At 48.5% G+C, this 25,555-nt stretch carries 19 protein-coding genes; 15 read left to right on the forward strand and 4 right to left on the reverse strand.

The features are described from left to right. Window positions 1-3: 3 nt before the first annotated feature. Window positions 4-1,995 carry a M1 family metallopeptidase gene (locus B9Y93_RS23105; protein ID WP_085498714.1) on the reverse strand — a complete coding sequence of 664 codons (1,992 nt, stop codon included), beginning with the start codon at window positions 1,993-1,995 and terminating at the stop codon, window positions 4-6. 150 nt (window positions 1,996-2,145) lie between these two features. Between B9Y93_RS23105 and B9Y93_RS23110 the strand changes: the two genes are divergently transcribed. Further along, entirely contained in the window at window positions 2,146-2,643 is a 498-nt protein-coding gene (locus B9Y93_RS23110; RefSeq protein ID WP_085498716.1) for a YwhD family protein, read from the forward strand. Between the two features lie 86 nt (window positions 2,644-2,729). Here B9Y93_RS23110 and B9Y93_RS23115 read toward each other — a convergent pair whose 3' ends face one another. Next, a complete protein-coding gene (locus B9Y93_RS23115) occupies window positions 2,730-3,359 on the reverse strand; it encodes a TetR/AcrR family transcriptional regulator (RefSeq protein ID WP_139829218.1) in 630 nt (209 codons plus the stop codon). Between the two features lie 238 nt (window positions 3,360-3,597). On the opposite strand from B9Y93_RS23115, the gene B9Y93_RS23120 reads away from it, so the two are divergent. Continuing rightward, window positions 3,598-5,859, forward strand: coding sequence for an MMPL family transporter (locus tag B9Y93_RS23120; RefSeq protein WP_085498773.1), 2,262 nt, complete (start codon window positions 3,598-3,600; stop codon window positions 5,857-5,859). 224 nt (window positions 5,860-6,083) lie between these two features. Here the strand turns inward: B9Y93_RS23120 and B9Y93_RS23125 are convergent, their stop codons facing one another. Beyond that, window positions 6,084-8,150 (reverse strand): transglycosylase domain-containing protein, encoded by a 2,067-nt coding sequence (locus B9Y93_RS23125; RefSeq protein ID WP_425320367.1) that lies wholly within the window; start codon window positions 8,148-8,150, stop codon window positions 6,084-6,086. 340 nt (window positions 8,151-8,490) lie between these two features. Between B9Y93_RS23125 and speE the strand changes: the two genes are divergently transcribed. The 5 genes from speE (at window position 8,491) to argS (ending at window position 13,818) form a co-directional block, all read left to right on the forward strand. Beyond that, the gene (gene speE / locus B9Y93_RS23130; RefSeq protein ID WP_085498719.1) at window positions 8,491-9,318 is read left to right on the forward strand and encodes a polyamine aminopropyltransferase; all 828 of its coding nucleotides are present in this window, start codon (window positions 8,491-8,493) and stop codon (window positions 9,316-9,318) included. 29 nt (window positions 9,319-9,347) lie between these two features. Continuing rightward, window positions 9,348-10,217 (forward strand): agmatinase, encoded by an 870-nt coding sequence (gene speB / locus B9Y93_RS23135; protein WP_085498721.1) that lies wholly within the window; start codon window positions 9,348-9,350, stop codon window positions 10,215-10,217. Window positions 10,218-10,474: 257 nt separating this feature from the next. After that, window positions 10,475-11,434, forward strand: coding sequence for an alpha/beta hydrolase (locus B9Y93_RS23140; RefSeq protein ID WP_085498777.1), 960 nt, complete (start codon window positions 10,475-10,477; stop codon window positions 11,432-11,434). Between the two features lie 175 nt (window positions 11,435-11,609). Next, window positions 11,610-12,146 carry a YwiB family protein gene (locus tag B9Y93_RS23145; RefSeq protein WP_085498723.1) on the forward strand — a complete coding sequence of 179 codons (537 nt, stop codon included), beginning with the start codon at window positions 11,610-11,612 and terminating at the stop codon, window positions 12,144-12,146. After that, window positions 12,139-13,818, forward strand: a complete 1,680-nt coding sequence (argS, locus tag B9Y93_RS23150) for an arginine--tRNA ligase (RefSeq protein ID WP_085498725.1) — start codon at window positions 12,139-12,141, stop codon at window positions 13,816-13,818. The genes B9Y93_RS23145 and argS overlap by 8 nt, the downstream gene beginning before the upstream one ends. A 208-nt stretch (window positions 13,819-14,026) precedes the next feature. Here the strand turns inward: argS and B9Y93_RS23155 are convergent, their stop codons facing one another. Next, window positions 14,027-15,178: a S8 family peptidase gene (locus tag B9Y93_RS23155; RefSeq protein WP_085498728.1), complete on the reverse strand. Its 1,152-nt coding sequence runs from the start codon at window positions 15,176-15,178 to the stop codon at window positions 14,027-14,029. Between the two features lie 592 nt (window positions 15,179-15,770). Between B9Y93_RS23155 and rpoE the strand changes: the two genes are divergently transcribed. The 8 genes from rpoE (at window position 15,771) to B9Y93_RS23195 (ending at window position 25,489) form a co-directional block, all read left to right on the forward strand. Next, on the forward strand, window positions 15,771-16,322 hold the full coding sequence (gene rpoE, locus B9Y93_RS23160; RefSeq protein ID WP_085498731.1) for a DNA-directed RNA polymerase subunit delta: 552 nt from the start codon (window positions 15,771-15,773) through the stop codon (window positions 16,320-16,322). Between the two features lie 413 nt (window positions 16,323-16,735). Continuing rightward, complete coding sequence (locus B9Y93_RS23165) at window positions 16,736-18,337, forward strand: CTP synthase (RefSeq protein WP_085498734.1); 1,602 nt, start codon at window positions 16,736-16,738, stop codon at window positions 18,335-18,337. A gap of 235 nt (window positions 18,338-18,572) precedes the next feature. Continuing rightward, complete coding sequence (locus tag B9Y93_RS23170) at window positions 18,573-19,265, forward strand: glycosyltransferase family 2 protein (protein WP_085498736.1); 693 nt, start codon at window positions 18,573-18,575, stop codon at window positions 19,263-19,265. 143 nt (window positions 19,266-19,408) lie between these two features. After that, the gene (locus B9Y93_RS23175) at window positions 19,409-19,807 is read left to right on the forward strand and encodes a response regulator (RefSeq protein ID WP_085498739.1); all 399 of its coding nucleotides are present in this window, start codon (window positions 19,409-19,411) and stop codon (window positions 19,805-19,807) included. A gap of 339 nt (window positions 19,808-20,146) precedes the next feature. Continuing rightward, window positions 20,147-21,001 carry a class II fructose-1,6-bisphosphate aldolase gene (gene fba, locus B9Y93_RS23180; protein WP_085498741.1) on the forward strand — a complete coding sequence of 285 codons (855 nt, stop codon included), beginning with the start codon at window positions 20,147-20,149 and terminating at the stop codon, window positions 20,999-21,001. Window positions 21,002-21,326: 325 nt separating this feature from the next. Then, complete coding sequence (locus B9Y93_RS23185) at window positions 21,327-22,580, forward strand: UDP-N-acetylglucosamine 1-carboxyvinyltransferase (RefSeq protein WP_085498744.1); 1,254 nt, start codon at window positions 21,327-21,329, stop codon at window positions 22,578-22,580. A 299-nt stretch (window positions 22,581-22,879) separates the two neighbouring features. Then, complete coding sequence (rho, locus tag B9Y93_RS23190; RefSeq protein ID WP_085498745.1) at window positions 22,880-24,181, forward strand: transcription termination factor Rho; 1,302 nt, start codon at window positions 22,880-22,882, stop codon at window positions 24,179-24,181. 36 nt (window positions 24,182-24,217) lie between these two features. Further along, window positions 24,218-25,489, forward strand: coding sequence for a radical SAM family protein (locus tag B9Y93_RS23195; protein ID WP_085498748.1), 1,272 nt, complete (start codon window positions 24,218-24,220; stop codon window positions 25,487-25,489). Window positions 25,490-25,555 lie beyond the last annotated feature (66 nt).

Raw genomic sequence — 25,555 nt, forward strand, 5'->3', positions numbered from 1 at the left:
TGCTCACCACCCTAAAATGTTGCTAATAATTTCAATTGCTTTAACCGCAGTCCAACTGACTCTTGTCTTTACGGGCTCTTCCACTGTTACTTTCATATAATTGTTGATATGGCGATTCTCGACTGCGATAGAGTATAGCGGGTCGATCATTACCCATTCCAGTGGAGAGGTATGCTTCAATTGATATTGGATGCGATCCCCGTCCACCTGCCATACCTTTCTGGTCGTTGTTCCATCCTTAAAGTGGAATACAATCGGCACACTAGGGTAGTTGGCCCCGTATTTTTGGATATAAACAGTGCTCTGATAGCTGGATTTACCGTTTGCATCCTTTACTTCCTTCATATCTACATGGTCCACCGCGAAGTCGGCCATTTGATCACCATACACGTATTGATTGAAGAAATCAGTCCATTTCTGCTTCGTTACACTTTCAACAACGCGCTGGAAGTCGGCTGTTGTAGGATGCTTGAAGCGGTACTTGTTCGTGTAGGCCTTTAAAATGCGAAGCATCGTCTTCTCCCCAACCTGCTTCTCCATCGCGAACAAAACGAGCTTCGCGCGATAATAGACATTTTCCGCGTAATGGTTCTGGCTCTTATACTTCCATGCGGACTGCTTCAGCGGAGCCGGGTCGGTCATATAGCTTGCCTGCAAAGCAAGGCTTGGCGGAACGCCGAATTCGGATTCCATCAATTTATCCTCCGCGTAGGAGGTAAAGCCTTCATCGAGCCATGCTTCCTCGAACTCATTAGAAGCAATCATGCCATAGAAGTATTGATGTCCGATCTCGTGGATGACGGTACGCTCAAGATCGTAGCCGGGACTCTCATCTTGTGCGCCGAAGGCTGTAACCAGCGTAGGATATTCCATGCCGCCAGCCCCGTTGCCGCTCTCTGGCGGAACGACGATAGAGAGGGTGGAGTAAGGATATTCACCAAACCATTCGCTGAACTTCGCAAGTGCTGCCTTGGCAGCATAGAAGTAGCGCTCCTTGAGCTCCGCGTGCTTAGGGTCAAGGTACAGCTTGATTCGGACGCCAGGCACATTTTGCGAGGAGAATGGCTCCTCGGCATATACAAAGTGAGGAGAAGCGGACCACGCAAAGTCGTGGACATCATCGGCATAGAATTGATACGTGCGCATGTTGTCTTGCTCGACAGGTGCCTTGGCTTGAAAGCCGGTGGAAGCCACGATGTATCGGCTTGGGACTTGAATGCGCACATTGTAGATGCCAAAGTTGGAATAGAACTCGGAACTGCCATGATATTGGTGAACGTTCCAGCCTTCAGATGAGCGGCCGCGTACCCCTGCCTCTTCATAGGCCGCAAGCTTAGGGAACCATTGTCCAGCCATGACGAAGTCATCGTCAGTCATGCCCATGCGAGCAAATACTTTAGGAAGCTCTACTTCGAATTTCATTTTCAGCGTAATCGATTCCCCAGCCTTAACAGGCTGAGTTAGACGGAGCTTGGCCACAGTGCGATCCTTTGTGTTGTTGTCATCGGGCTGTACATAATCAAGCCGATTCATTAATGACATTCCCTCTGAGGTCTTGAGCTCTGTAATGTTAATACTGCCGTATCCGTTCGTTGGCATCTTGTCCGCTCGCAACTGACCGCCGGATTCCTTCATGAAGGTCGTATGGGGCGAAGCAAAGGCATTCGGATACAAATGAAAATAAAGTTCATTCACGGTCTTTTTCCCTGGATGGTTCCAGGTTATCGTCTGAGTTCCATATAGCTTTCTTGTTGTCTCGTCCAATCGGACATCCATATGATACTCTGCAACCCGCTCGCTACGCGGAGCTTCCACTGAGGGTGGTATCTGCTGAGGGAGCTTGGCAGGCTCGTCTAATCGAACATGACCTTGCTCTGCTTCGGGACCCAGGGAGGGCAAGGGCTCAGCAGGCCATAGCCATTGAATGAGCAGATAGGCGAGAGTGAATCCAGCGATTACATATGCGATTGATCGATAAGCATGGCTTCGAGTCATCCGTTTCTTACCTCCCGTTGACAAGCATCTATAGCATGTATATGTTGGCATTTTTCAGAATATTAGCTAAAATGAAAATGATTTTGATTCCAGTCCACAAGCCTTGGTACAGGAACCTTGGAAGAGGAAGATAAGGAAGGGGTATAGGAAATGGAACAAGAGAAAAAGCCAAAGAAACAGCTCGCCTTCAATGTGATGAGCAGCGGTAAACATAAGGGCTTCGGTGCAGGAAGCATTGATCTGAATAACGTATCCCCTGTGATCATTGATCAAGGACGAGCGTATATCGATATGGGAGCGATGCACGCGAAGAGCAAGCTTGAACGCGGCATTAAGTTCTCTGCCAATCGTGAAGACGTGCCTAACGGTCGCAAGTGCTGGATCGTATGGGTTGCCGTCGACCGCAACGAGGAGGGCTCCTTCTACGGCGGATTGACAGCTTGTGAGATGCTGGTGGATGAAGAAGCGAGACGCGGCTGGAAGATCCTTGCCGATCATGTCAATCGCATGGATTCTGCAATGAAGCGCCGTGTGCTCTTAGAAGGCTTGAGCGAGGAAGAGAAGGGACATCTTCGCGAATTGTTGATGACCCATAATGAAGAATGGTGGGCTAACACTTCTGATGAAGTGAAGGAAGCTTTGGCCTAAAGCACGGCTAAGAGGCATTCGAATGAGGAACAAGCCGTTCCAATCATGTAGAATGCCTCTTTGTTAAATCATCATTAGCAGTCCGCTTAGTTAGGTTCATGAATAGGAGCGATTCCTTCCCAGAATAGCTCGATAATGGCCGCAGCCATCTCCATCGTGGATTGATAAGGCTCAGCAGCATGCTCTCGGTTGCCGAGCATCGCTAAGGCTGTAAAGGCATGGGCCATGAGATGAGGATCTCCTCGTCGAATCTGATTCTCCTCCATCGCACGAGCAAAATATTGTGCAACCAGTTCATGAATGGCCTGTTCGGCATCTCGAATACGAGTGAGCTGGTCCTCTGATAAATGTGCCAGCGCTTCACGAAGCATGGTCTCCATATCATTATGAGACTGTCTAATCTTAACCTCTATAATACCGATAAGCTTCCCCTTAATCGGCCCTTCAGCCGCAAGAAATAAACCGGTGTGATAATGGGCGCTATGCAGCATACCAATAAGAGAGGCTGTGAACAGCTCCCCTTTATTCGGAAAATAATAATAAATGGAGGCTTTCGTAATATTGCATGCCTTGGCAATCTGCTGGAGTGAGATGGACTCGAAGCCCTGCTCCATGAACATAGCGGCTGCGGTCTTCAGAATCAGCTCCTGAAGCGGCTGCTGGTTCGAATCCAGCTTCGGTCTTCCCGGCGACCGTGGTGCACTTGCTTTTTTCATAAGCGTTCCTCTCTGCAAACGATAATGATCTCTCCTCTATTATGCCATGAACAATCTCGAACAAAAAATAAAAAATAACAGTTGCCAAATAATTAACCTTCCGGTATATATAATATTATGATAATAAATGAAATGATGCGATAGCAAAAGCTAGCTAACTTCATTCATGAAGGAGATGGCTGAAGGAAGTGCAGACGCATGGCAAAATGCCAGCAGCGAACGACAGCCGTGTCTCTTGATGGAAAACACATTAAATGAGGGTATAGGGGGAATAGGAGTGAAAGCAATCGAGTCCGTGTCGCGTGCCGTAACCGGAAAACGCGGAAGATGGGTGACCTTGGCCGTCTGGATATTGCTCGTTGCGGTATTAAGCGTCGTTTGGCCTCCAGTGAATGCTGTTGAGGACAACAATGCGGCCAATCTGGAAAGCACGGCTCCGTCCGTGGTTGCGGACACTGTAGCCGAGCGTGAATTCGGCAATGGAGCGGATGTGCCTGCGCTTGTCGTATGGAAGCGCTCTGGGGGGCTATCGGAAGACGATCTTGGCAAGCTGAAGGCCTTAACACAGGCGTTGACGGAAGCGCCGCTTCAAGATCAGACGGGTATCATTCCGCTTTATCAACTGCCAGATCCCGTCTTGCTGTCCCAGCTCTCTGAAGACAAGAGCAGCTTCGTGCTTCCGATATTATTTGATCCAGAAGCAGATGCTGATCGTCTAAAGGAGAATGTTGAAGCACTCAAAGCTAAGGTGAAGGAGATTTTTGGAGAGAATCCATTTGAAACACCCATTGATGAGACGGATGCCTTATCGGCGAGAGTGACGGGCCCTGTGGGCATATCCATTGACGCAACTGCCTTATTCAGCAATGCAGACGTTACTTTGCTGATTGCAACAGTGCTCTTGGTCATGGTTATTTTGCTGCTCATCTACCGCTCGCCCATTCTAGCACTAATTCCTATAGCGGCTGTGGGTTTTGCATATGGAGTAACCAGTCCTCTGCTTGGCTTGCTTGCTGAGCAGGGCATAATCATTGTAGATGCTCAGGCTATCGCGATCATGACGGTGCTGCTGTTTGGAGCAGGGACGGATTACTGCTTGTTCCTCATCTCGCATTTCCGCCATGTGCTGACAGAGGAAGAAGATAAGCGAACAGCTTTGGTCAAGGCCTTCAAGGGTTCCTCGGGTGCCATTGCGATGAGCGGCTTTACTGTTGTCATCGCGTTGCTGGTGCTGCTGTTGGCTAAGTATGGCGCGTATCAGCGCTTTGCTGTTCCGTTCAGCTTATCGATTCTGGTGATGGGTTTTGCAAGTCTGACGCTAGTGCCAGCTCTGCTGGCAATTTTCGGCCGGGCTTCATTCTATCCGTTTGTTCCCCGCACGCCGGAGATGGAAGCGGAGCGGGCTCGTCGGAAAGGAAAGCAGCCTCGTGCTCGCAAGCAGCGCTCTGAAGGCATTGGGGCGCTTGTCATTAAGCGTCCATGGACCATTATGCTGGCCACGCTCATCTTGCTGGGCGGGTTAGCCGGGTTCTCTACACAGCTCAAGTACACCTTTGATCTATTATCCTCGTTTCCAAGCGATATGGAGTCCAGAGAGGGCTTTACGGTAATCGGTGAACAGTTCTCAGCAGGAAGTCTTGCGCCCGTAAAAGTCATGGTGGATACAGAGGGAAAGGCTAATGACCTTAAGGAACGGCTGGAATCTCTTCCTTATATAGCGAAGGTCGGGGAGCCCCAGCAGGGGAAGGAAAATAAGCAGATTCAAGCGTATGAGGTCGAATTCAGCATGAATCCTTATTCCATGGAGGCTATGGATCATATCCCGGATCTGCGCGAAGCTGCGGAACAAGCCCTTCTTGCGGCAGGAATCACTGACCCGTCTGATCAAGTATGGATAAGCGGACAGACCGCCATGCAATATGATACCGAGGTAATCGGAGACCGTGACGCTATGGTTGTCATTCCGGTCGTCATCTTGTTGATCGCACTCTTGCTGCTGTTGTATCTGCGCTCATTGGTAGCGACTATTTATCTTATTGGTACCGTTGTATTATCCTTCTTCTCTGCGCTGGGGTTAGGATGGATTATTCTTCACTATGGCTTTGGGGTAGAAGCCATTCAGGGAGCAATCCCGCTCTACGCCTTCGTATTCCTCGTTGCGCTAGGAGAGGATTACAACATCTTCATGGTGTCTCGCATCTGGCAGAAGAGCAAAACCATGCCGCTCAAGCAGGCGATTAAGGAAGGAGTCAATGAGACCAGCTCCGTCATAACGTCGGCAGGCATCATTTTGGCAGGCACCTTTGCGGTGCTTGCAACGCTGCCAATGCAAGTGTTGATTCAGTTCGGCACGGTGACGGCATTAGGCGTACTGCTCGATACCTTTATCGTGCGTCCGCTGCTCGTGCCTTCCATAACTGCAATACTCGGCCGCAGCGCCTTCTGGCCAGGAAGAAGAGACTTCTCGGCTGACCAAGCGAAGAGCAAGCCATCGATGTAATCGCTGTTTCCTAACTAATAACGAATTAGAAAAGGACTTAACACTGCCTAATGCCGCATGCTTGGATATGTCATCCAAGCATGCGGGCAGGCCGTTAAGTCCTTTTCATATATGAAGGAAAGTTCGATCGCATCGTCACAACATAGTTCTTAATGCCTTCATCTCTCCATCCTCCATTGAGGGTGGTGCATATGTTGAAGATGCTCATCCTCGTACAAGCACTGTTAACCGGTCCACCAGCGTTTGAAATGCTGCCACCACGATTTTTTCCCTTGGTCGATCGGGGTGTCTTTCGACTTATCCTGATCGGGCTGATCGGACGGATGCGCTCCGCAGTACTCCGTAGGTTCGGTCCCAAGAACAAATGTCTCCATTTTCTTTGCGGGACAGCCCTCGCCTGCCAATAGGCCAGTTGATGGATCAATATAGACGCTAACGACGTCATCCGGCATAGCAAACAGCTTGGGCGGCACGCTTTCCAGTGCTTTTTCCGTATACTCCGCAAAGATTGGTGCTGACAAATGGGAGTCCATCGTGGTGATTTTCTTTCCCTTGTCATAACCGACCCAGACCGCAGTAGACAGCTCTGGCGTGTAGCCGACGATCCAGGAATCCGCATCGGTCGTCCCGGTCTTGCCTGCTACCGGACGCTTCAGAATGCTTGAGACGCGATTGCCCGTTCCGCCCGCCTCGAATACACTCTCCATCAGATTCGTCATTACATAGGAGGTGGAAGCCTCCACCACCTGCGCATCAGGGGCTTTAGGCGCCTCGTACAGCTTGCGGCCTCGGTTGTCGGTAACGGCAAGCACCGCACGTGGAGCAACCTCCTTGCCTTCATTGCTGAGCACCGCATAGGCTCTAGCCATATCGAGCGGCCGTACGGGGAAGGTTCCGAGTGCAAGAGAGGGAAGAGGCTTCATCTGTGTTTCGATGCCAAGCCGCTTGGCCATCTCGATGACGCGCTCAGCTCCGACTTGCATAATTGTATTGACGGCATAGATGTTGTCTGAGGCGGCGATGGCCTGCCGCAGATTAATGTCGCCGTAGTATTTATCGCCGTAGTTGCTGGGCTTATAGGTTTTGCGCCCTTCATCGTAATCGAATGACGTAGGCTCGCTTTTATATTGCGTAGCAGCTGTAATGACTTTATCCTCCAGTGCTGCCAAATATACAAATGGCTTGAAGGACGATCCTGGCTGCCTGGTTGTCGCCAATACCCGATTGTATTGATTGTCCCGATAATTTTTGCCTCCCACCATTGCCTTGATGTCGCCGCTTCGCGGGTCAATGGAGATGAGTGCAGCCTGCAGATCGCCGTCTGCAGGGATGTTTTTGCCTATGGCTGCTTCTGCTGCCTGCTGAGCTCTTGAATCAAGCGTTGTATAGACTCGTAGCCCGCCTGTCTCAAGCTCGTCTTCGGTGATGCCAAGCGCCAGCAGCTCCTTGCGCACATAGTCTCGAAAGTAAGGTGCGATCAGCGTGGACTCGGAGCGGGACTCCTTCGGCTTGAACGGCAAGGTGACCTGATAAGCCTCCTGTGCCTGCTGCTCTGAGATATACCCGGTCGTGACCATGTTCTGCAGCACAATCTGCTGACGGTCCTTGGCATTTTTCATATTCATCCAAGGGGAGTAATAAGTCGGTCCCTTCGGAATCCCTGCCAGCATGGAGCTCTCTGCAAGCGTCAACTCTTTTGCAGGCTTGCCAAAATACATCTGGGCTGCGGATTCAATCCCGTATGCACCATGGCCGTAATAGATTTGGTTCAAATACATGGCGAGAATCTCATCCTTCGAGTATTTCATCTCAAGCTGCATGGCAAACAGCGCCTCTTTCACCTTGCGCTTCCATGTCCGCTCATGGGTAAGATAGAGATTGCGCGCGAGCTGCTGGGTCAAGGTGCTCGCTCCTTGCCTTGTAGAGAGGCTCTCCAGATTAACGAGCATTGCGCGTCCGATACCCTCGATATCGAGCCCCCAGTGCTGATAGAATTTGCGGTCCTCGGTAGCGATGGTAGCTTGCACAAGAGAAGGGGATATCTCCTCGATCGAGACATGACGCTCCATCGAACGATCGCTTGATAATAGACTGATTGGCTTGCCTTCTCGATCCAGCAGCTCCGAAGCCTGCTGCATGTCCGATACAGGCAGGTCGGAGAAGTAGAGATAGCCAAGTGTTGATGCCGCACTGCCTACCGCTAGTAGAAGACCGATACCGCATATATAGAAAAAAGTAAGCCATCGACGTTTGCCTGCTGGGCGCTTAGCTTGAGTATGGGATGTCGACAAGGCTAACAAGCCTCCTTTGATGTCACCTTGATCATAGAGCCTTCATTTACTGCCAGAATGGACCTTCTATCGCTCCAAAAAGGCTCTACATCAACAGATCTTTGAGTCTACCTTCTAGTATGGTCAAACTCGAAGTAAATAAATCGACATAATGACCCGAACATTGGGAAACAATTTTAGTGGTAATGGTTGCTTTTTGAAGGGGATTTTATATAATAGCATTTGTTTGGTGCGATATAGAGTGAAGTGTTACGAATGTTACACAGGAACCATTACGAGCATTTCGAGTTGGGCCAACGATACCATTTACCGGTCACCGGAGAAAGAAGGTTGATGATTTATGGAATTGTGGTACACCGAGAAACAGACGCCGAGCTTCGGCATTACGGCTAAGATTCGCGAGACGTATGTAACGGAACAGACGCCGTATCAACATTTGGTGATGTTGGATACCGAAGAGTTTGGACGCATGCTCGTATTGGACGGCATGGTCATGACCACGGTGAAGGACGAATTTGTCTATCATGAGATGGTTGCGCACCCTGCGCTGTTCACCCATCCGAACCCTAAGAAGGTATTGGTTGTCGGCGGCGGCGACGGCGGTGTTATTCGTGAGATCATGAAGCACCCAGCAGTAGAAAAGGCGGTTCTTGTGGAGATTGACGGCAAGGTCATCGAATACTCCAAGCAATATCTCCCTGAGATTGCTGGCGAATTGGACAACCCTCGTGTCGAAGTTATTGTAGGCGACGGCTACATGCACATCCTGAATGCGAAGGATGAGTATGATGTGATCATGGTTGATTCTACGGAGCCAGTCGGCCCTGCAGCGCCTCTCTTTGAGCGGGGCTTCTATCAAGGCATTTACGAGGCATTGAAGGAAGACGGCTTGTTCGTTGCACAAACGGACAACCCTTGGTTCAAAGCGGATTTGATCCAACAGGTAAACCGCGATGTGAAGGAAATCTTCCCAATCGTTCGTGTGTTTGGCGCTAATATCCCAACTTATCCTAGTGGTCTTTGGACCTTTACAATGGGAAGCAAGAAGCATGATCCGCTTGAAGTGGACGCAAATGCTATCCCTGAGATTGAGACAAAATATTATTCTCCGCGCCTTCATCATGCGGCATTCTGCTTGCCGAAGTTCGTTGAGGATCTGACGAAGTAAAGCGAGCCCGTAGAAGGAGTGATTCAACAATGAAACTAGATCAACGCTATTCCGGCAACGTATTTATTCTAAGCTCGGAAGATTACGAGAATTCGAAGGCGGTCATTTATGGCATGCCGATGGATTATACCGTATCGTTCCGTCCTGGTTCACGATTCGGCCCAGGCCGCATCCGTGAAGCTTCAGTAGGCTTAGAGGAATACAGCCCTTACTTGGATAAAAGCTTGGAAGATATCACTTACTTTGATGCAGGCGATCTGCTGCTGCCGTTTGGCAACCCGCAGCGAAGCCTTGACATCATTCAGGAATACGCAGCAGGGCTGGTTGCCGATAACAAGTTCCCATTTGGCCTTGGCGGCGAGCACTTGGTATCCTGGCCGGTATTGCAAGAGGTGTACAAAAAGCATCCGGATCTTGCGATCATTCATATCGATGCCCATGCTGACCTGCGCGAGAATTATGAAGGAGAGGCACTCTCTCACTCTACACCGATTCGCAAGGCTGCGGAGCTGATCGGAAGCCGCAACATTTATCAATACGGCATTCGCTCCGGCTCTCGTGAAGAATGGCAGTATGCGAGAGAGAACATCAATTTCTATCCGTTTGAAGTGGCCGAGCCGCTTCGCAAGACGCTTCCAGACCTGTCTGGCCGTCCTGTGTATGTGACGATCGATATCGATGTTCTTGACCCAAGCTGCGCGCCTGGAACGGGTACAGCAGAGATTGGCGGCATTACAACGAAGGAGCTTCTCGAGGCGATCCACTTGATTGCCGGCTCTCACGTTAATGTCGTGGGTTGTGATCTCGTAGAAGTCGCACCGATCTATGACCCGACGGAGCAGACGCCGATTGCAGCAAGCAAGCTGGTTCGCGAGATGCTGCTTGGTTTTGTGAAGTAACGGGCTTTTAACAACAGCTATTAATGGTGGTCCAAGGATAGGATCTTTAGGACCTTGCATGATAAGCGCACGTAATCTGTGTTCCGACAGATGCGTGCGCTTGTTTTTTTGCAAGTGGAGTCTAAGAACACCGCATTCTTGCTCGATATGGTGCTTGGTACGCAAGAAGTACCTTGTGATTGGAAAAGCATGGCTTGGACATCCTCGAAAGTTCTTAATAAAATGACAGGAGGAGGGATGGTGGAGTGACAAGGAATATGAAAATTATACTTTTATCCGCAATAAGTTTTGTCATCATTGTTGTAGGTGTATTAGGCTTTATAGGCAATTACTTTTATAATATCTCCATCAATCCGAAGACCGAGCGTCCATTCTTTGACAACAATCCCGATTTGTCGCTTGCAGTGCCCGCCATGCAGATGGGTGAGCAGGTAGAGAAGGATAGAGAGGCAGCGAAGCAATGGGTGGAGCAGGCTCCGCATTCCGATGTGACGTTGACCTCTTATGACGGCTTGAAGCTGAGAGGGTACGAATATCGTCAAGAGCAAGCAAGCGCACGCTGGGTCATTATTGCACATGGCTATATGGGCTATGGGAAGCAGATGGCGGTGCCGAGCATGAAGTTCCACCAGCAAGGATACAATGTGCTGCTCGTTGACCTTCGCGGGCACGGGGAGAGTGAAGGGCAGTATATCGGCATGGGGTGGCATGACCGATTGGATATGGTGGGCTGGATTAATCAAATTATGAATCACGATTCAAATGCTGAGATCGTGCTGTATGGGGTATCGATGGGCGGAGCAACCGTCATGATGACTTCAGGCGAGGATCTGCCTTCAAATGTTAAGGCCATTGTGGAGGACTGCGGCTATACATCGGCGTATGACGAGTTCTCGTATCAGCTGAAGCGCCTGTTCAATCTTCCTTCATTTCCGATTATGACGGCATCGAATGCAGTTGTGAATCTGCGTGCAGGCTATGATCTGAAGGAAGCCTCCGCACTTGACCAAGTGGCGAAGAGCAAGACACCGATGCTGTTTATTCATGGGGATGCCGATACGTTTGTTCCTTATGAGATGGTGCAGCAGCTCTATGATGCGGCACAGGTAGAGAAGGATCTGTTTATTGTCAAAGATGCCGGCCACGGCGGCGCTTATCTGGCAGGTGAAGCTTATTGGAACAAAGTATGGGCATTTACCAATAAGTATATGAGCTAGCTTCTGGCATGAAGCATTATACGAAGGGTCCGGACGAGGAACTGTCGATGGGATGACAGTTCCTTTTTGCTGCAGGCGATTGAGCGGCCAGAAAAGGTTGCAAAAGGACCTTCTTTCTTAGATAATTGTTGAATCAGCTTATGTTAAGTTTCGAATAGGATAAGGAGTATCGGGAATGATGGGACTTAAGCCGAACAAGCTACGTGTTCGCCTGCTGCTGACTAGTATACAGTCTCATGAGCGTGTAGAGCAGCAGTTGGAGGGAGACCTTTATTTGAAGGGCAGTTCCTTCTATCTTCGCTATGTTGAGCCTGCACTAGAGGAAGAGAATTCACAAGATTCGCCAATCTCCTCTAAGGACAGCAGTTCAGATCACAAGCCTATTGCGGTCATGCTGAAGCTTGGACAGGATGAATGGAAGCTCACACGAAGCGGCGCGGTGCAATCGGAGATGTCCTTTGCGCTGCATCGATCCTTGCCAGGTCGTTATATATCGAAGGTGATGGCCTTTCGATTAGAGACAAAGACAACGAGGATGGTTCGCGAGGATCGGGATTGGCTGCTTCCGGATGGACAAGTGCTGCGATATCCTGCATTCATCGCATGGACCTATGAATTATATGTGCATGAACAAAATACCGGTCAATTTCAGTTGGAGCTGAGCATTGAACCGATGAACGGTGCCAAGGAGGAAGAACACAACAATGAGTAAAGGTGTTATTGAACGTATTCATGACGGGGTAAAGCAGGCAATTGAGGATGCGATTCTCAAGGCAGGTCTTGTAGAGCGCGAGCAGCTGCCTGTATTTGTGATTGAGGTGCCAAAGGACAAGACGCATGGAGACTTGGCTACGAATGTTGCGATGCAGCTGACACGTATTGCAAAGCGCAACCCTCGCCAGATTGCAGAAGCGATCATTGAGAATCTGGAGACAGATTCAGCATCTATCGCCAGCGCAGAGATTGCAGGACCAGGCTTCATCAACTTCCGCATGAAGCGGGACTATCTGTATGATGTCATCCGCGAAGCAGCAGAGCGTGGGTCGGATTACGGTCGCTCCAGCTTCGGACAAGGCGAGAAGGTGCAAATGGAGTTTGTCAGTGCCAATCCTACAGGCAGCCTTCACCTTGGACATGCACGTGGTGCAGCCGTAGGCGATGCGCTCTGCAATGTGCTCGATTATGCAGGTTATGAGGTAACACGCGAGTACTACATTAATGATGCTGGCAATCAGGTTATGAATCTGGCCTACTCCATTGCAGCTCGTTATAAGCAGGCGCTTGGCCAAGAGGCCGAGATGCCAGAGGATGGCTATTACGGCGAAGATATCAAGGGCTTTGCACAAGAGCTTGTTGAAGAGAAGGGAGACTCCCTGCTGTCTCTCCCCGAAGAAGAATCCGTGAAGTTCTTTAGACAATATGGCCTGGAAAAAGAGCTGGCTAAGATCAAGCGCGATCTGGCTCGCTTTAACGTCTCCTTCGATTCCTGGTTTAGTGAGACGTCTCTATATGAGACAGGTGAAGTCATTAAGGCGCTTGATGCGCTTAAGGAGCGCGGAGAAGTCTATGAGCATGAAGGCGCAACTTGGCTCAACACAACCAAGTACGGAGATGACAAAGACCGCGTATTGATCAAAAATGACGGCTCCTACACTTACCTGACTCCAGATATCGCTTATCATCGCGACAAGTATGCGCGCGGCTATGACAAGGTCATCAACATCTGGGGTGCGGATCATCACGGCTACATTCCGCGCATGAAGGCGGCGATGGAGGCGCTTGGCAATGACCCTGACAAGCTTATTGTCCTGATCGCTCAGATGGTCAGCTTGTTCCAGAATGGCGAGAAGGTGAAGATGTCCAAGCGTACAGGCAAAGCGGTAACGATGGAAGATCTGATGGACGAAGTAGGCGTGGATGCTATTCGCTATTTCTTCACCATGCGTTCCATGGACTCTCATCTGGACTTTGATATGGACCTTGCTATCTCGACATCCAATGAGAACCCTGTCTTCTACGTGCAGTACGCCCATGCACGGGTATGCAGCATCTTCCGCCAAGCGGAAGAGCAAAGCATTGCATTGAAGTCGCTTGATGAGATCGACTTTACCGCTCTCCAAGCTGAGCATGAGTTTGATTTGCTCCGCAAGATGGGAGAATTGGCGGAAGAAGTGGAAGTGGCGGCGCGAGAATATGCTCCCCACCGACTTATTCGCTATGTCTATGAGCTGGCTTCCATGTTCCACAGCTACTACAAAGCAGAGCGTGTGATTACAGAGGATGCGAATCAGACTCAAGCGCGCCTCGCTCTTCTCGGCGCTGTTCGCACGGTGCTTGCAAATGTGCTCCGTCTTGTCGGCGTGTCTGCGCCTGAACGGATGTAGGCTTCTGCCTGCTGCGGCATGTCTTAACGAGCAACTCATACATTTAACGTCAAAAGACCCTTCTCTTTCGAGAGGGTCTTATTTGCATGCTGGACTCTCAGGACCTTGGCGCACTTCTAAATGGCTGGTGGGCATACGTGTTGACCCATTTCATTTCAGGTCTCTATTTGTCGAGGCAAGGCTTGCATTAGGTTATTCCCATCTTCGCTTACGATTTCTCAGCCTCACGCAGTAAGCGAACGATGTCGATCTCACCTGGTGTTTGCGTGCTTCTGCGATTGTTTCGTGAACGAGTTGCATTGGCGGTTCGCTTCAAGAGCGCCTTGATCTCTTGTGGCTTCAGGCCAGGCTTGATGGCAAGCAGCAATGCAATTGCGCCGCTTACATGCGATGTTGCCATGGACGTGCCGCTCATCTCATGATATTTGTTCTTCAGCCAAGAAGAGACAATCTTCTCACCTGGTGCATAAATATCGACATAGCTGCCGCGATTGCTAAACGATGCGATCCTTCGGCTGCGATCTGTTGCGCCTACGGCGATTGTCTGGCTGTAGCGTGCAGGGTAGTCAATCGATTTACGCTTGGCATCATTGCCAGAGGAGGCTACGACACTAATTCCCGCATTGGTGGCATTGGTGACGGCTTGAAGCAGTGATTTGCTGCGGGACCTCATGCCGAAGCTCATATTGATAATATGGATTTTGTTGCGGACACACCAGTCGATCCCAGCGATAATGTCGGATACGAATGCGGACCCGTTCAGGTCAAAGGCTTTGACAGGGTGAATGAGTGATCGAGGGGCGACGCCGATGATTCCGTACATTTGATTCGAGGCGGCAATGGTGCCGGCAATATGTGTCCCATGACCATTGTCGTCGTTTGGAGGCAAGCCTCGTTGGACAAGATTGATTCCAGATAACAGCGAGTGGCGAAGATCCGGATGACGGTAATCTACACCCGTATCGATGACTCCAATATGGATGCGATGCCCTGTCGTTGAGCTCCAAGCCTGGGGAGCCTTGATCTTGCGGACGCCCCAGGGAATGCCGCGCTGCCAGTTTACGGGTTTGTTTGTGGCAGCATGCATGGATATTTGAAGATCTTCTTCCAATCGTAGATCGCCTTGGAATGCTTGCCATCTGTCTTCAGGGTGTGCAAGCAGCATGCACCGAAACCCATAGACAAGCGGTTCTTCTCGAACAGCACCAAGTCTAGGATGTTCAATGGAGGCATAACGTAATGCCTCACGGCAGTGCTCATACACGTCTGGTTGATGGAAGCAGATCAAATAAGGGCGAATATCTGGTCCGCCAGAAGAGAGCTCGCTTTGCAGCAGTTGGAGAAAGCCCGTTACATCCACGTGGAGACCCCTCCCGACAGTTCCTTGTGGAGTATCGTATGCTTTTGGTGAACGGGTGGACTGGTATAGCTGCCTTTTTTCATAAAGTTAGGTGCTCTCCCGTGTCAAAGTTCAACGACCCACATAAAATGGAGTAGAGCCAGCGAAGGGCTCTGCACGCCAATATCGAAGGCGTTGCATACGTCTTCGAGTGCGGATACAGTCGACGCGGAGGGGTCCCTTCGCGTTTTTCAATGTCCAAAGATCGACAAGCTTTGGCAAGGGGCTGATCTTTATGCGTGAAAAATACAGAAATACATAGAAGTTCGGCGGTTACAGCGGCCTCCAATGACAGCGCAGCATGGGGTTGGGAAGAAAACTTGCATTTTATCTACAAATCGGTTTTACTTAGGTTTGAACATGGATATGTTGATGATAGACATGACCAATTTGATCGTTATTGAAAGTTAATTGCCAAATGAAAAAGAAGTAATTAAACTTGTATAACGGCAGGGAAGATAACCTCTAATGAAGAATGTGCTGTCATGTGCGCCGAAGCGTTCATTAGGTGGTTCACATTAGATTTCTTTACACTGTGAGAGGATGTGTATATATGAGCACCCCGTTGAACCTGAAGCTCGATCCAGAAAAAGTACATGAGATGCCGATGGTGGATCTAGCGTTTCTAATTTTGAAGACAGCGAATACGCCCTTCTACTACCGAGATCTCATGAACGAGATTGCGAAGCTGCGCGGATTGTCTGAAGATCAGATTATGGATGTCATCGCGCACCTTTATACCGAGATTAATATTGATGGCCGCTTTGCCTGCGTAGGCGGCAATATGTGGGGACTGAAGCGCTGGTACCCTGTCGATCGTTCCGAAGAAGCGATCACAGGTGGAGCGAAGCGTCCGCATATCATCAATGATGATGACGATGACGATGATTATTCCGATGAGGATGACAACTACAGCAATGACGAGGACTTCGATTTCACCGAAGAAGAAAGTGAAGACGAAGATATGTTTGTGGACGAAGACGAAGCTGTAGAGGAAGAAGAAGAAGAGGAAGGCATGCTTGAAGACGAAGAGCTCGAAGAAGATGCCGAAGAAGAAGAAGAGTCAGATGATGAGTTCAACGAAGAAGAGGAAGACAACCTCTAGAATGTTTCGGTATGGACATTGAGCAAATAGCGTTTGATGCCGCTTGCTGACGGCCTTTTGGGCGGTTATGGCAGGCGGCATTTGCATGTTTTTAGAGGGTACTATTTCCCTTGACACAGGACTTGCTAACGAGTAAACTATCATATGGGCTTTGGATTTGAACGCAATTATATATAAGAGTAATGGAAAGTGCCCCGTGACTTTGCGGGAGTCACTTTTTTATTTTTTATAGGTATTGATTTGTGGAATCTAGGAAGTTGAGGTATCTCCAAACGGTTTTTTGGAAGCATCAATTTTTCGACTTCAATTGGGTTACGCTAACAGCATGCCATTGATTGATCGAACCTGATTCGCGAATCTTGGCCTCCCAAGAACATGTCGTAAATGCACTTGATCATAGGAGGGTTTCATCAGTGACTAAATATATTTTCGTAACAGGTGGTGTGGTTTCATCTCTTGGAAAAGGGATCACAGCTGCATCCTTGGGAAGACTGTTGAAGAATCGAGGACTTAAGGTAACGATTCAAAAGTTTGATCCCTATATTAACGTGGATCCAGGAACGATGAGTCCTTATCAGCACGGTGAAGTATTTGTAACCGACGATGGCGCGGAGACGGATTTGGACTTAGGTCACTACGAACGTTTCATTGACATTAACCTTTCGAAGAACAGCAGCGTGACAACAGGTAAGGTGTATTCCACGGTTATCTCGAAAGAACGCCGCGGGGAGTACTTGGGCGGAACGGTACAAGTTATTCCACACATTACGAACGAGATCAAGGAACGTGTCTTCCGTGCAGGCAAAGAAGCCGGTTCTGACGTTGTCATCACCGAGATTGGCGGAACGGTCGGAGATATCGAGAGCTTGCCATATCTGGAGGCTATTCGTCAGATCAAGAGCGATGTAGGCCGCGACAATGTGATGTATATTCACGTCACGCTTATTCCTTACATTAAAGCAGCAGGCGAAGTGAAAACGAAGCCAACGCAGCATAGTGTAAAGGAACTTCGCGGTATCGGCATTCAGCCTAACATGCTCGTGCTTCGTACAGAGAAGCCGATTGCCGATGATGTGAAGCGCAAGATTGGTTTGTTCTGCGATATTGATACGAATGCTGTTGTTGAAGCGTGTGATGCTTCTACTTTATATGAAGTGCCGCTTATGTTCCGTGAACAAGGCATGGATGATATTGTAGTGAATCACCTCAAGCTTCAAACTCCTGAGCCAGACATGGTGGATTGGATCAAGCTTGTTGATCGTGTGAAGACACTGAAGCACTCCGTAGAAGTTGCCATTGTTGGCAAATATGTAGAACTCCATGATGCTTATCTGTCTATTGTGGAAGCATTAGAGCATGCGGGCATCGAAGCCAACTCTGAAGTGAAGATCCGTTGGGTGAATGCAGAAGAAGTGACCGATGAGAATGTAAACGAGATTCTGGGCGGCATTCATGGTATTCTTGTTCCTGGCGGATTTGGCGATCGTGGTATCGAAGGCAAAGTATCTGCTATTCGTTATGCGCGTGAGCAGAAAATTCCTTTCTTCGGCATTTGCTTAGGCATGCAAGTAGCGGTAATCGAATACGCTCGTTCTGTTGTGAAGCTTATCGGCGCCAACAGCTCTGAGATTAACCCTGCTACGGAATATCCAGTCATCGATCTGCTTCCTGAGCAGAAGGATGTCGAGGATATGGGCGGAACAATGCGCCTTGGCCTGTATCCTTGCAAATTGCAAGAAGATTCACTTGCGATGCAATGCTACAATGATGAATTGGTGTATGAGCGTCATCGCCATCGTTATGAGTTCAACAACGAGTACCGCGAAGCGATTGAAGCTGCAGGCCTCAAAGTATCCGGAACGTCGCCAGATGGCCGCTTAGTAGAGATTGTGGAATGTCCAGAACATCCTTGGTTCTTGGCCGTTCAATTCCATCCGGAGTTCACATCTCGTCCGAACCGTCCGCAGCCATTGTTCCAAGGCTTCGTAAACGCAGCATTGACAAACAAAAATTAACATATAGCTCTTAAAGCTGTTCTTTCATCGCTAGATGAGGGAGCAGCTTTTTTCATATGTGCTTGGTTCGCTTCTCGTTACGGCTTGGGGAACGGCATAGGAATGTCCATACCAATGTAGAATGTTCACATATAATGTAGCAGCATAGCTGCTTTTCCTGCTAATGATCGTTAATGGAATTTTGTTGCAAAAAATAAAATTCAGTTTATTTCGATAGGAATAAGGGGGACAGAGGATGAAGTATATTGTAGGCATTTTTTATGTTAATCGCTTCGATCTCTTGATGAAGGCACTATCCAGCATTGAACGGTATTGGCCGGTTACGCATGTGGTTGATAATTCATGGAACCGTGAGCTTCGTCATCGCCAATCTTCCATGCCTCCGGGAGTCAAGGTGCTGGAACCACCTGTGCCCTTATCGCATTGCCAGTCTCAAAATTTGCTTCACCGCCTTGGCGCAGAGCATCAGTCAGACTTCGTCATCTATATGCATAATGATGCAGAGGCATATCCACAAACGCCTGAGCGGTTATTGCAGTGGGTAGAGCAATTACAGATGAACAATGTAAGGTGGGGGGTGTTGTTTACATTATTAGATACACTGTCTGCCTTTAACATGCAGGCTATTCGTGAGGTTGGTTCCTGGGACCCGAATCTGCCGATGTACTTCTCTGATATTGACTGGTACCGCAGAATGAAGCTGCTTGGGTATGAGATCGTTGAAAGCAGGCTTTCCGTTACACATCACAATGAAGGGGCGTCCACAGTGAAGTCCGACCCTTATCTCACACAGATTCATCAAGTCACCTTTCCGTTGTATAATTTGTATTATCAAGCAAAATGGGGCGGCGCGATGGGAAGTGAAACTTTTGACAAGCCGTTTAATCAATTTCCACTGCGGTCTGTGAACTATTTGGCTGAGATTTAATTCCAATTTGGATTCCATGACCTTCTAGAAACGGAATTGTTTTGTGAAGGAGGAATTATAAGCTAGGCCGCGAATAAAGTTAATAGAACAATGATCATTCTTACCTGACGACGAGTAGTCATACACTGTGGGAGGGGTACCAGTTGGATAATAAGAAAGTGTTGATTGTCGATGACCAGAACGGTATTCGTGTTCTTCTCATGGAAGTATTTAGCGGTGAAGGCTATGAGGCCTATCAAGCCTCAAACGGCAAGGAAGCGCTGGAGCTAGTGCAGCAGGTCACGCCGGATATCGTGCTGCTGGATATGAAGATTCCTGGCATGGACGGTCTTGAGATCCTGAAGCAAATCAAGCAAATCAAGCAGATGAAGCCGGACATGAACGTCATTATGATGACAGCCTATGGAGAACTCGACATGATTAAAGAGGCGACAGATCTAGGCGCGCTCATGCACTTCACGAAGCCTTTTGACATTGATGAAATGAGAGTAGCCGTTAACATGACATTGGAAGGCACAAAGTCTTCTACTGTGAATACGTAATCAGCAAGTAAGATGGGGTAAGAAACACCAATTTATTTTGTAGCGTAAAAGCGGCTTCCCTAATGCGGCAATATCAGGAGAAGTCCTTTTTTGTGCTTGGATATATAAAAAAAGGTAGATTGGGAATTGGTGGAAGAGGCGATAATTCGCATCTGGATCAGGCATGTTTTTGCCTTTTTTCGTGCAGTTTATAGTACAGAGGAAGCAACTTTGAACCTCCGTCATTTGTCAAGAGCTTGTATACTCTTCCTCATGAGATTGTGTTATAATAACGAAGTACAAGATGTCGGCTAACACCAATATAGACAGACGACTAGAACCCTATAGGAGGATGGAACCATGCCATTAGTTTCGATGAATGAATTCCTGCCTAAAGCGAAGGAGAAAAAATTCGCGGTAGGACAGTTTAACATCAACAACTTGGAGTTCGTACAAGCCATTACTGAAGCAGGAATGGAAGAGAACTCTCCGCTTATCTTCGGTGTATCCGAAGGTGCGCTTCGTTACATGGGTATGGAGTATACAGTAGCTATGGCTAAAGCTGCTGCTAAAAAATCTGGATTGCCAATCGCTTTGCACCTCGACCATGGATCTACTTTCGAAGTAGCTATGGCTTGTATTCGTGCGGGCTTCTCTTCCGTTATGTTTGATGGATCCCATCATGCATATGAAGAAAACATTCGCTTGACTAAAGAAGTTGTTCGCGCTGCTCATGCTATGGGCGTATCCGTAGAGGGCGAGCTCGGTACAATCGGCGGTACAGAAGACGATCTTACTGTTGATGAAGAAGCAGCTACTTTGGCTAAGCCTGATGAGGCAATTCGTTTCTGGGAAGAAACTGGCGTTGACGCTATGGCGATCGCAGTTGGTACTGCTCACGGCATGTACAAAGGCGAGCCTAAGCTTCACTATGATATCATCGAAGCTGTTGCAAGCAAAATTCCTGTTCCCGTTGTATTGCATGGTGGTTCTGGCGTACCAGACGAATCCATCAAGAAAGCAATCGCAGCAGGTGCTGGCAAGATCAACGTGAATACAGAAAACCAAGTTGCGGCAACTGCAGCGATCCGTGCAGCATTGGCGAAGGATGCAGAAGTAATCGATCCTCGCAAATACTTGACACCAGCTCGCAGCGCAATGGTTGAAGTTGTTCGCGGCAAGATCCGCTTGTTCGGAAGTAACAACCAAGCGTAAGCTTTGCACGAGCATTGTACGGTATAAAGATGGGAAATGCACCAGTTTTGGTGTGTTTCCCTTTTTTGCGAAACAACGCAGATTCGCAGATCCAACTATTCCCCATTCCCTCTATCCTCTTAAGGTCCATCCAGAACAACGAATAGGAATAAAACATAGAAACTACAAATTTTTCTTGACAATAGATTTGAAACCTTGAACCGAAGATGCTAAGATGCTCACAAGACCGTTTTGCAAACGTGTCCGTTGTTGTCCGTTGAAAATGATTGAAACGTGCGCTTAAGCCGTTTCGTTTAAGATAAATATGGGAGGAACCAGACCGACGATGGAAAAGCTATTAGTTAGCGGCGGTCGCCCGCTGCATGGAACGGTGCAGATTAGCGGGGCCAAAAATAGTGCAGTTGCCCTTATACCTGCGGCGATTCTTGCAGAGAGTGAAGTCGTTCTCGACAATTTGCCTAACATAAGCGATGTTGCCACCTATGCGGAGATCTTGACTGAACTTGGCGGTGACGTAGAGCGTTCCGATTCCACCATGATCATTAATCCTAAAGATATGATATCGTTTCCGATGCATAATGGTTTGGTAAAGAAGCTGCGGGCTTCTTATTATTTGATGGGTGCTTTATTGGGACGCTTCGGTGAAGCGATTATCGGCATGCCTGGAGGATGCAGCTTTGAGCCGCGTCCGATCGATCAGCATATCAAGGGCTTTGAAGCACTTGGCGCGACAGTATCCAACGATCATGGATCAATGCATATTTATGCGAAGGAGCTTCGCGGTGCAAAGATTTACTTGGATGTATCCAGTGTTGGCGCTACAATTAATATTATGCTTGCTGCATCTCGCGCCAAAGGCTTGACGGTCATTGAGAATGCGGCGAAGGAGCCGGAGATTATTGATGTTGCAACATTGCTTAATGCCATGGGTGCAAAAATAAAAGGAGCCGGAACGGAAACGATACGTATAGAAGGAGTAGAAAGCTTGCATGGCTGTCGTCACTCCATTATCCCGGACCGTATTCAAGCAGGCACTTATATGATTGCTGCTGCAGCTACCCGAGGGGATTTGATCATTGACAATGTTATTCCTAAGCATATGGAGGCACTCACAGCCAAGCTTGAGGAGATGGGAGTTGAGATCCAGGAATTCGATGAATCGATTAGGGTGATCGGTAAGCCTCAATATGAGCACGCCGATGTGAAGGCGCTGATTTATCCGGGGTTTGCGACAGACCTGCAATCACCGATGGCAAGTCTATTAACACAGGCACAAGGTGTCAGCATGCTTACGGATTACGTGTACAGCAATCGCTTCAAATATGTTCCAGAGCTCTTGCGGATGGGTGCAAAGATAAGAGTAGAAGGCCGTTCTGCAATTATTGAAGGCTCCAAGCTTAATGCTGCCAAGGTACGAGCAAGCGATCTGCGCGCTGGAGCAGCCCTTGTGATTGCGGGCTTAACGGTGGAGAATGGGATCACCGAGATATCTGGCGTTGAGTATATTGATAGAGGCTATGATCAGCTCGTTGAGAAGCTTCAGCAGCTTGGCGCAGAGGTATGGAGACAAAGTGTATAGAATAAATAGATTATCCGTTTAAATGTTATAGAATTAGCCAATCCTAATCCTAACAAGAATTCAAGGAATGATCTGTTTCCCTTCCGTAACCTTCCACCCTCTAGAAACCTATCAACAGCATACACTAGTCGCATACCAGAAGTCTTAGTTGCGAACTATTTAGATTTAAACAATCAGTCTGGCATTTATTATGCTTTAAAACTTTACCATGTCATGAATGTAGTGGTTATGGGTAATTAGGTATTAGATTCTTCCTCTTACATCAAGGATATCTCATATACAAGAATAGGAGTGTATACATGGAATTACAAATTCAAGATTTGGAGTCCAAGAAGCTGACCGAGCTCTACAAGCTAGCCAAGCAGTTTCAGATAGCGGGCTATGGCCAAATGAAAAAGAAGGAACTCATTTTTGCTATTCTGAAGGCACAAGCAGAGCAGAGCGGCTATTTGTTTATGGAAGGGATTCTTGATATCCTTCCTGAAGGCTTCGGCTTCTTGCGTCCGATCAACTACTTGCCAAGTGCAGACGATATTTATATTTCACAATCGCAGATTCGCCGGTTTGACTTGAGGACTGGGGATCTTGTCTCCGGCAAGTGTCGTCCTCCAAAAGAAAATGAGCGTTACTTTGGATTATTGCAAATCAATGCTGTCAATGGCCAGAATCCGGATGAAGCCGCACAGCGTTTGCATTTCCCTGCTTTGACACCTCTATATCCACAGAAAAAAGTTGTTTTAGAGACGGCAGCTGAGAAGACTTCTACCCGCATCATGGACATTATTGCACCTGTTGGCCTAGGCCAGCGTGGATTAATTGTGGCTCCGCCAAAAGCTGGTAAGACCATTCTATTAAAAGAAATTGCAAATAGTATCTCCACCAACTATCCGGAAATTGAACTATTCGTATTGCTGATTGACGAGCGTCCAGAGGAAGTAACAGATATGCAGCGCTCTGTCAAAGGCGAGGTTGTGGCCTCCACCTTTGATGAGGTGCCAGAAAATCACATAAAAGTTGCTGAACTGGTTCTAGAACGCGCGCTCCGTCTTGTTGAGCATAAAAAAGATGTTGTGATTCTGCTCGACAGCATTACTCGACTTGCGCGTGCCTACAATTTGGTCGTGCCTCCATCTGGCCGTACGCTAAGCGGTGGTATTGATCCAGCAGCCTTCCACCGTCCGAAGCGATTCTTCGGTTCTGCCCGTAATATCGAGGAGGGCGGCAGCTTGACGATCCTTGCCACAGCGCTTATCGAGACAGGTTCACGCATGGATGACATCATTTATGAAGAGTTTAAAGGTACCGGCAATATGGAGCTTCACCTTGATCGCAAGCTTGCTGAGCGCCGTATCTTCCCTGCCATTGATATTCGCAGATCCGGAACAAGAAGAGAAGAGATGCTCTTGACGAAGGAAGAGTTGGATAAGCTGTGGGCTGTGCGCAAAAACATGAATGAATCTCCAGAATTTGTTGATCAATTTATTCGGAAGATGCGCAATACCAAATCCAATGAAGAATTCTTGGCTTCGCTTGATCTTAATGAATCCAATAATTCGCCAACTCCAACACGCCGCAGTCCTCGCAGCTCATCCGTCAGCTAAGCGAATTCAGGAGATGAGGAAGGAAAAAGATAAATCATGTATGTAGTGTATGCCGACACAGAAGGCAATATTTATGAACACGAGCAATGGACCGCGCTTGCACGCAGCGGGGATATGATTGTTGAATTATATGAAGATGAGCTTATACCGCTGCCGGAAGGCGCCACCCTTGTCAGCTTGCCGGATACCCGTCCAGTAGGGCTAGATCCAGTCACGGGCCACATGGCTGTAATGGAAGGCGATGTTCAAGCGGTAGGCGCGCTTCTGCCGCAAGGTTACACGCGCTTGTATGTGCCAAGCTATATCAAGACAGACAAGGAACAGAAGCTTCCGTTGTTCGGATATACGGCTGTTGTGTGGAAGGATGACAAGTTCTATGTCGCCGCCCATCCTACGGATGATCCGTATAAGTGGGATCCCCTCCAATGTGATTCCCGTGAATTGCGCGGTCAGGTCGATTCACTGCTAGCAAAGTATCCCGACAACCGACTCTATCAGCATCTGTCTCACTGTGCCCTGCAGTATGAATGCTTGACGGCTTCCAATACATTTCTGCAGCGTTGGGAGGGTGCCGTACCGGTATCCTATTCATGCAATGCAGGTTGTTACGGCTGTATATCCGAGCAGCCGGATGATAGTGGCTTTCCGGCTCCACAGACCAGAATGAACTTTAGGCCGCGTGCCGATGAGATCGTGCAGATCATGCTGGAGCATTTGAAGACACCAGAATCCATCATCAGTTTCGGTCAAGGCTGTGAAGGCGAACCCTCAACACAAGCGAAGCTGATCATTGAAGCTATTCGAGAGGTGCGCCGTACAACTGACATGGGGTATATCAACATTAATACCAATGCTGGACTCACGGATCATATTCGCGGCATTGTGGATGCTGGTCTTGATCTGATGCGGGTAAGTACGATAAGTGCGCTGGATGAGCATTATAATGCTTATTACCGTCCGCGTGCGTACACGCTTCAGAATGTGGAGAAGTCCTTGCGTTATGCATCTGAACAAGGGGTGTACACCTCAATTAACTATCTGGTATTTCCTGGTGTTACCGATCGCGAGGAAGAAGTGGAGGCGATGGTAGAGTTTGCTCGCCGCACGAAGCTTCGACTTATTCAGATGCGTAATTTGAATATTGACCCTGAGAGCTATCTGGAACTGATTCCAAAAGCACAAGGTGAACTTCTTGGCATGAAGCAAACGATCGAGATCTTCCAGCAAGAGCTGCCTGATGTGGTCATCGGTTCTTACACGCACGTTCCTCCGGCGCCGCTTGCGCGCGCCAAAGCTCATTACGAATAGACGCATTTTCGAATATTGCGTCCAATCTGTACATGTGCTATACTACCATTTGTGTCTGAACTTACT

The organism is Paenibacillus aquistagni, from assembly GCF_900177815.1.
GTDB lineage: Bacteria > Bacillota > Bacilli > Paenibacillales > Paenibacillaceae > Paenibacillus_B > Paenibacillus_B aquistagni.

Bases quoted from the DNA above. Each gene is read 5' to 3' on its own strand.
- B9Y93_RS23105 (WP_085498714.1), bottom strand. From the start codon at position 1,995: ATGACTCGAAGCCATGCTTATCGATCAATCGCATATGTAATCGCTGGA.
- B9Y93_RS23110 (WP_085498716.1), top strand. From the start codon at position 2,146: ATGGAACAAGAGAAAAAGCCAAAGAAACAGCTCGCCTTCAATGTGATG.
- B9Y93_RS23115 (WP_139829218.1), bottom strand. From the start codon at position 3,359: ATGAAAAAAGCAAGTGCACCACGGTCGCCGGGAAGACCGAAGCTGGAT.
- B9Y93_RS23120 (WP_085498773.1), top strand. From the start codon at position 3,598: ATGGAAAACACATTAAATGAGGGTATAGGGGGAATAGGAGTGAAAGCA.
- speE (WP_085498719.1), top strand. From the start codon at position 8,491: ATGGAATTGTGGTACACCGAGAAACAGACGCCGAGCTTCGGCATTACG.
- speB (WP_085498721.1), top strand. From the start codon at position 9,348: ATGAAACTAGATCAACGCTATTCCGGCAACGTATTTATTCTAAGCTCG.
- B9Y93_RS23140 (WP_085498777.1), top strand. From the start codon at position 10,475: ATGAAAATTATACTTTTATCCGCAATAAGTTTTGTCATCATTGTTGTA.
- B9Y93_RS23145 (WP_085498723.1), top strand. From the start codon at position 11,610: ATGATGGGACTTAAGCCGAACAAGCTACGTGTTCGCCTGCTGCTGACT.
- argS (WP_085498725.1), top strand. From the start codon at position 12,139: ATGAGTAAAGGTGTTATTGAACGTATTCATGACGGGGTAAAGCAGGCA.
- rpoE (WP_085498731.1), top strand. From the start codon at position 15,771: ATGAGCACCCCGTTGAACCTGAAGCTCGATCCAGAAAAAGTACATGAG.
- B9Y93_RS23170 (WP_085498736.1), top strand. From the start codon at position 18,573: ATGAAGTATATTGTAGGCATTTTTTATGTTAATCGCTTCGATCTCTTG.
- fba (WP_085498741.1), top strand. From the start codon at position 20,147: ATGCCATTAGTTTCGATGAATGAATTCCTGCCTAAAGCGAAGGAGAAA.
- B9Y93_RS23185 (WP_085498744.1), top strand. From the start codon at position 21,327: ATGGAAAAGCTATTAGTTAGCGGCGGTCGCCCGCTGCATGGAACGGTG.
- rho (WP_085498745.1), top strand. From the start codon at position 22,880: ATGGAATTACAAATTCAAGATTTGGAGTCCAAGAAGCTGACCGAGCTC.
- B9Y93_RS23195 (WP_085498748.1), top strand. From the start codon at position 24,218: ATGTATGTAGTGTATGCCGACACAGAAGGCAATATTTATGAACACGAG.